Annotated in this window: 7 protein-coding genes; all 7 read right to left on the reverse strand. The window is 35.6% G+C overall.

Features of this window, described 5'->3' with window-relative positions; translation table 11 throughout:
* Window positions 1-14: 14 nt before the first annotated feature.
* Complete coding sequence (locus tag N0O92_RS18185; protein ID WP_315616089.1) at window positions 15-533, reverse strand: tripartite tricarboxylate transporter TctB family protein; 519 nt, start codon at window positions 531-533, stop codon at window positions 15-17.
* Window positions 534-584: 51 nt separating this feature from the next.
* Complete coding sequence (locus tag N0O92_RS18190) at window positions 585-1,508, reverse strand: cupin domain-containing protein (protein WP_315616090.1); 924 nt, start codon at window positions 1,506-1,508, stop codon at window positions 585-587.
* Between the two features lie 17 nt (window positions 1,509-1,525).
* Window positions 1,526-2,410, reverse strand: coding sequence for an NAD(P)-dependent oxidoreductase (locus tag N0O92_RS18195; RefSeq protein ID WP_315616091.1), 885 nt, complete (start codon window positions 2,408-2,410; stop codon window positions 1,526-1,528).
* A 17-nt stretch (window positions 2,411-2,427) separates the two neighbouring features.
* Window positions 2,428-3,648, reverse strand: a complete 1,221-nt coding sequence (locus N0O92_RS18200; RefSeq protein WP_315616092.1) for a mandelate racemase/muconate lactonizing enzyme family protein — start codon at window positions 3,646-3,648, stop codon at window positions 2,428-2,430.
* Between the two features lie 56 nt (window positions 3,649-3,704).
* A complete protein-coding gene (locus tag N0O92_RS18205; protein ID WP_315616093.1) occupies window positions 3,705-4,478 on the reverse strand; it encodes an HpcH/HpaI aldolase family protein in 774 nt (257 codons plus the stop codon).
* Between the two features lie 40 nt (window positions 4,479-4,518).
* Complete coding sequence (locus N0O92_RS18210; RefSeq protein ID WP_315616094.1) at window positions 4,519-4,791, reverse strand: YciI family protein; 273 nt, start codon at window positions 4,789-4,791, stop codon at window positions 4,519-4,521.
* 152 nt (window positions 4,792-4,943) lie between these two features.
* Window positions 4,944-6,881 carry a sigma 54-interacting transcriptional regulator gene (locus tag N0O92_RS18215; RefSeq protein WP_315616095.1) on the reverse strand — a complete coding sequence of 646 codons (1,938 nt, stop codon included), beginning with the start codon at window positions 6,879-6,881 and terminating at the stop codon, window positions 4,944-4,946.
* Between the last annotated feature and the right edge of the window lie 259 nt (window positions 6,882-7,140).

Below are 7,140 nucleotides of genomic sequence, written 5' to 3' on the forward strand. Positions count from 1 at the left end.
ACTTCACCTCCTTGTTATCCAAATATCCCTACTGGAAGTCTAACTTCAAATACTAGTCTAAAGATATAATAGACAGAACAGGCTACGACAATTGAAAGTATTAAAAATACAGGAATATTCCAGTACTTTCTTTCTCCTAGCAAGAACATCTGTAAAAGCAAATAGATAATTGTACTTAAAAGAAATCCGAGTATTGGAACGGAAAAGAAATACAATGCAATCGCTAAAATGGTTAAGAAAGCATTTCTATACTTTTTCTTAATGTGAAATTTTTTATAATCTCGTTTTACTTGTTCTTCGCCAACTTCCTCTTTTTCGGCTATTGGTTTCTTCCAATCCTTTAATACCTTTATAAGGTGAATAGCACTCAAAATGAAGATACCAATAGCAACCAATTTTGGAGCAAAGTCAGGTCCTACTCCCATATCAGTCATACTTCTTATATTATTCGTAGATACGTACATAAAAATTGAAAATAGGAGAAAGGCTATTGCCGATATTAGTTCTCTCACTTTTGTATCAATAACTTCCACCTCCCCGTTACCCTCAACAAGAAATTAAACGCTTACATAATTAGGTACATATTATTCTTTATCTTTTGTTACCTGTGCATTATCAACCGGATAATCTGCATCATTTAAGACCCAGCCCGGTTGTTCAGAGAAATCCAATCTTGGTGGACAAAAGATATCAACTAATTCATTGGTTCGTTTTCCGACAGCCTCAGAAGTGTGTATCACACCAGGTGGAATATAGGTTGATGACGGACTGCTACAAAAATCATGTTGATCAACCTGCCATTTATCTTTATTAGGTGTCCAAGGCCATCGAAAGTGGTGAACAAAGTCGCCTTTTAGAGCCAATGTACATTGTTCGAAGTCAACATGCGAATGTGGTGATAATTTAGTCGTATCTCTTGGACCTTCCCAAGGATCTAAAAAGTTAATCATAAAAGTGGAACATCGAAAAATCTTTCCGAATCTCCCCTCTTCCTTTTCAATATCTAAGCTATAAACTCGGATCTTAGAGCCTTCTGGAGATTCATTCCAAGCCTTAAACGGCAAGACATTCGCATCGGCAATTGTATATTCTCTATTGATCGGTAAGTCCTTTAGATCACTATTTAGAACGGTAAATAGTCGAATAACCTTTCCGCTCGTTTCTACCTTTAATTGGCTCTGCCCTTTTGGCACAATAATGATTGAATTTCCTTTTACATTTAGTTCTTGATCTTCCCATTTAATCATCGCTTCTGTTTTGAATTCTGGTAAGATTATTACGTACTCATCAACTTGGTTTGTTCTGTCAAAAACTTCCCCCTCAACCGCTTCTGAGTAATGTAAATAGAAGTTTTGTCCCCTTGACCACCAAGATTCTGTTCCTAGGCTAGTTTTGATTGACTCTTCTTCATAAAATTTCACATGTTTTACATTCGAGATATCATTTGGCGGAATGTTTACATCAGTCTTGCTCAACAATTTCGAACGTGGATCTGTTTTATCAAACATACTTGCCTCCTATGAGTTTAATCTTGATTTGTAAGAAGTTGCTCTTTCATATATAAATACATTGCAGACATATCACTATTTGCATGGTCCGTTTCTTTAGCCTTTCTAAACCACTCTGTTACTTGTTCACCAATAGGCAATGTGATATTGTTATCACCTGTCATTTTTTCTACTAAATTCAAATCCTTGTGCAGCAATTTCAAAGCAAATCCAGCTTCAAACTGCTCCTTTTCAATGAATTGTTTAAAATGTCGTTGAAATATTCTGCTCTGAGCAAAACTAGCATCCAAAATATCAAATAATTGTTTGGAATCAATTTCTAACTTCTCAGCGAGCAACAACGCTTCACTTACCGCTTGAGTATGGACTCCAACCATATACTGGTTAATTAATTTGATTGCCGTTCCACTACCAACTTTACCAGTATAGTAGACATTCTCCCCTACTACATGAAGGATTGGTTTCACTTTTTCATAGATATCCTTATTTCCACCAACCATTATGCTTAATGTACCAGCCTTTGCCCCAACAGTTCCTCCACTTACAGGTGAATCTAAAAAGTCAATTCCCTTTTCTCCAGCTGTTTCATAAATCTTTTCATTTAAATCAGGAGACACTGTACTAAAATCCAAAGCTATTAAGCCTGAATGACCATTTTTGACTATTCCATCTTCTCCTAGGTATACTTCCTCTACATCTTTGGGCAAAGGTAAACAAGTCATAATAATGTCTACCTCAGATGCCATTTGAGCTATTGTTAAGTCTGTTTTCCCTCCTTCTTCTAACAAAATATATTCGGAGCCTTTGCTTCGGTTTTTTCCGTAAACTTCGAAATTGGCTTTAAGTAGATTTATTGCCATCGGCAAGCCCATATTTCCTAAACCAATAAAACCTAACCTCATATCACGTACAACCTCCTCTAAGCTTTAGATGATACTGTTTTCCAAGGATCACCTGTATTTGACATCGTGTATACTTGTTTCTCACTTCCATTAATATCAGTCGTATCAGTAACTCTTATAGATATATCGCTTCTATTAAAGATTTCTGAACGTAATTCAACCCCTAATCCTGGCAAATCATTCGGCGTTAAAAAGCCATTTGATACAGCTGGGACATTCGTTGCAATCTCATCAAAATGCGTATCAGTAAAGGCACGGACTGTTTCCATCATCCATAAGTTAGGTATGTTGTAACATAAGTGAGCCGTTGCTGCATGAAGTACAGGACCACCACAATTGTGTGGGGCAAATGGTAACTGGTAAGTATCTGCAAGTTGAGCTATCTTTTTCGCTTCCGTAATACCACCCGTCCAAGCAATATCGGCTATGACAATATCAGCCGCTCGCTTTTCCACTAAATGTCTGTATTGGTAACGAGTAAATAGTCTTTCACTAGCTGCGAGAGGAATCTTAGAAGATTGTTTAAGTTCTAGTAGCCCTTCAACATTATCAGGTCGTATTAAATCTTCAGACCAAAGTAACCCATACTCTTCTAATTCCTGAACAATTCTTACAGCACTCGTTACATTCCAACGACCGTGTCCTTCTAAAGCAAGCTCCATTTGATTTCCAAAAGCTTTTCTAATTCGACGAAAAGGTTCTACCCCTTTTTTGATAAGGTCAGGTGAAATATAGTTTCCTTGAAAATCCCTACTTAACTCATCAAACGGCCAAACCTTCATCGTAAAAATTCCTTGTTTCATTAACTCTTCAGCAAGCTTCTCTGGTTCCGTTAAAAATCGATCTCGATCATTGTTACTAAGATAGCCTACGCAAGTGTTATACACATTTATCTTTTCTCTACTAGCTCCTCCCAATAAACGATAAATAGGTTGACCTACAGACTTACCTAAAATATCCCAAAGAGCAATGTCGATTCCACTTAACGCTCGCATTTCAGTACCTGAGTACCCATGATGATTAAAAGCTTGATAAAAGAGTGACCAAATCTGTTCAATATTACGTGGATCTTTTCCTATTAATATCTCTGAACAAACATCATGAATCATAGATTCAACTGGTTTTACTTTAGGGTTCGTTTCACCAAGTCCGATAATGCCTTCATCTGTATGAATTCGTATCCATAAATTCCGCGGATGTTGCTCAAGCTTTATCGTTTCAATTTTGATGATTTTCAAATTACTAATCTCCTTTTCTAAGCTTATTTAAATTAAACACTTGCAAAATTTTGATATTATTTACTAAGATTAGTTTCTCTTACGTCTCCTACTACTTTGGAAAACGAGTTAGATATAACCGCTGTCGCAACCACCCCAATATAGTTAGCTCCCTTATTGAATTCATTGCGAGCAACATCCGCATTGGGAGCGATCGTTCCTATTGGAATCCCCATGTTTTTACCTTTTTGGTATAAATCATTAGCTATTCTTTGAATCTCTGGGTGATTGGCCCCTTCATTAGGAAATCCTAAATTTACTGATAAATCAGTTGGACCTAAAAATGCAACATCTATACCTTCAACACTCATAATATCTTCAAAATTATCAACGGCTTCTTGTGTTTCTATGTGAACGACAATAAGTGTATCTCTATCTGAATCATTTAGGTATTTCTCACCTGTTTCTTTCCCAAACCTAGCTGCCCTGGTTGAAAACGCAGCTCCCCTTTGACCTACAGGAGGAAATTTAGCTTTTCTTATAATTTGCTCCGCATCTTCTTTTGTATTAACCATTGGAACATGAATTCCTTTTGCTCCACGATCTAATGCTTTTTGTATACTAGATGAGTCATAGGAAACCCTTACAAATGGAACCATCCCAACACATTCTGCTGCCCTAATCATATTCTCAAGCTCAGAATGATTGAAGGTACCGTGTTCATCATCTATAACAATAAATTCAAACCCAGCATATCCTAACATTTCAACAATCGAAGGAGAGTAGATTCCTATAAAAGCTCCAAGAGTCTGTTCTCCATTTATCAATTTTTGTTTAATTGGATTATTCATTTTTGCCTCCAATATAACTTGAATTTTTAAGGTTAGTGCTCTACTTGTTATCAGTCCTTATCATCTCCCATTCATGAATCTCATAATCTCTAGCTTTATGAAAAACATAAGGATCTCGTTGGACATATGTTTCAACAGTTTCATAAGAACTTTCATAGTAAATAACTAAGTCGCCAGCCCCATCATTGAAGTGCCCATTGGCATAAATTTTCCCTTCATCTCTTAGTTTTCCTACATAATTTACATGTTGATTTTTAAGTCGCTTACTTTTTTCTGGATTTATTAAAGGTAGAAAAACAGAATAGTACTTCATAATCACTCACCTCCAAGCATTGGAACTTCACTTTTAACAATGCAAAAGTTATGCCAACTTATTATTCGGCTTAAATCAAGGCTATTTTAAATTATCTCGATTGAAACTTGTAACATTTGTTTCATCCTTGAAACAAAATGTTTAACATTGTTTCAATTTGTTTCAAGATTATATTCTTTTAGCTTCCTCCAGAGAGTTGTCCTGCTAATTCCTAGTTTAAGAGCCGCTTTTCCTTTGTTATAATTTACATGTTTTAAAATATTCAATATTTTTTCACGCTCAGAAAGTTCTGCATTTGGAAAACGGGTTTGGGACTGTTCTTCTTCCCTTTCGTTCATCTCCAAACTACTTCCTTCTAGCCAATTTTTCACATCCTTAGTATCTATGACTTTGTCTTTACTAAGGACTATTAGCCTTTCACAAAAGTTCTTTAATTGCCTTATGTTCCCTTCCCATCTCCACTCACTTAGCCATTTAATTGCTTCATCAGTGATAATGGATCGTTCAGCTGGGGAAAACCCTTCGTGAATAAAAGCATTGATTAATAGAGGAACGTCTTCCTTTCTTTGACGTAACGGGGGCAAGGTAATTTTCAGGACATCCAAGCGATAATATAAATCTTCCCTAAACTCCGCAGCTTTGACCAAATGCAATAAATTTTTGTTCGTTGCAGATAAGACTCTTACATCAGTTGGTATAACCTTATCATCTCCGATACGCATAATTTCTCTCTCTTGTAAAACTCGAAGCAATCTACTTTGGAGTTGCGGAGAAATCTCACCTATCTCATCTAAAAAAATCGTTCCTCCGTGGGCAAGTTCAAAAAAGCCTGGTTTACCACCTTTCATCGCACCAGTAAACGCACCTTCAACATAGCCAAATAATTCACTTTCTAATAAATTATCCGGAAGTGCAGCACAATTTATTGCAACGAATGGGCCATGTTTTCTATTACTATGATTATGTATACTCTGAGCGAAGACCTCCTTGCCCGTCCCTGTTTCACCTACAATTAAAATATTTGATTCAACTTCACTAAAACTTTTAGCCGTTTCTATTACTTCCTTAACCAAACTGCTTCTGTGTAGAATGTCATCAAATGTGTGCTTTGCGATATGTCCTCTCAAATGCATCTTCTTACGAATTTTTCTTTCCATTGCTTGAATACCTGTTACGTCTTGAAACGCAACCATGTTTCCGACCCTTTCCCCCTTTAAGAATATTCCGATTTTTTTAACTGCTAATTGAATGGATTGATAAATAACAATATCTTCTGTGTATTCTTCTGTATTGAGAAGTAAGGCACGTAATTTTCCTTGCCCAACAACATCATAGACTGAGCTACCTATTAGTTTCTTGTTAGTAATTGATAATGTTTCCTTTGCCGCTGTATTAAAAGCTGTAATTTTGTCTTTTTTATCAATTGCAATAACACCTTCGTAGGCATAGTTAAGAATGGTTTGATATAGCTGTGTTTTCTCCTGTTCACGTCTACTTACTAGCGCTAATCGCTTTGCTTCACTTAATGATTGTCTAAAAGATTCTTTCCCTGTTCGAATAATACTTGCATGTAATCCTTTTTTATTAGCATAATCACAAGTTACTATTCCAGCTAGAATAATTTCGCAACCTTCACTGGCTGCTTTGTCGACCAAACTAGGAGATTCAGAAATATTATTCATAATAAAGGATTTAATGGAAAGTCCTACAATATCAGTTAGTTCTTCAACTCCATAAATCATATTGGTTGAACCAATTACACCAACCTTCTTATTACCAAATCTTGATTTACAATCATACAAACAACGAATAAGATCAAGTCCTTGTACAGGAATATCCACAATCGGTATTTTCTGATTGCTTTCTTTTAATATCTGACAAGTAATACCTCGAGACATGATCACATCCGCATCTAATTTTAAGGTTCTCAAATCTTCACCATTTGCAATAATTTCTTCTAACTCATATTGAATAACCTCATCATTAATCCTATCCGTCGTCTCCGATTGATTATGTTCTTTAAACGTCTCAAAAGCATGCTCTATAAAGTTATTACAAGGAACGACCATATTAATTTTAATATTAATCATGATATATACACCTCCTGAAGTTACTAATTTATCCTTCGTTAATTAATAGTTAAAACCTCTAATTAAATCTCTAAATAATCCTAAAACCGCAAAATGGTCAAAATTTTCTATATCTTATATAAACTGCAAATAAAAAGAGGCTGGGACAAAACTCAGTAAATTGAAATAAAAGAGGCCCGAGAACATTTTTGTTCTTGGGGCCTCTTTCCTATGTATGTTTTTCATTTTATAAAACAAAAAAAGGACAATCTCTGATAAA

It is taken from the genome of Alkalihalobacillus sp. MEB130, from assembly GCF_032335535.1.
GTDB lineage: Bacteria > Bacillota > Bacilli > Bacillales > Bacillaceae_D > Halalkalibacter.